Here is a 314-nt window from a genome sequence, read left to right on the forward strand (position 1 = left end):
CTGGACATGAAACTGAGTGGTCATATTGCTGCACATATGTTGGCCGAAGATGCCATAAAAGATCGTTTTGATGAGATTCAGCACGTAAACATGGTCGCTTTGAATTTCTTGTCCGATACTATTGATACCCGAACACGTTTGCGGTTTTCCGCTGTTGCCGAAAACACCCATAATTTGGATTTGGATGGGGCCGAATTCAAAGCATTTGTCCAACTTTAAAAGGAGAAGGAAATAGAAATAGATCCCGCAGTTTCCATTTTTGAGGGCATGTGCTCTACAAAAGGCGGAGAGCCAGACCCACAATTCGAAGCGAT

Annotated in this window: 1 pseudogene; it reads left to right on the forward strand. The window is 43.6% G+C overall.

The features are described from left to right. Positions 1–219: pseudogene (locus ACRHOZ_RS20875) on the forward strand (hypothetical protein); the annotation flags it as partial. Between the last annotated feature and the right edge of the window lie 95 nt (positions 220–314).

Source organism: Flagellimonas flava (assembly GCF_050617915.1).
Taxonomy (GTDB): domain Bacteria; phylum Bacteroidota; class Bacteroidia; order Flavobacteriales; family Flavobacteriaceae; genus Flagellimonas; species Flagellimonas flava_A.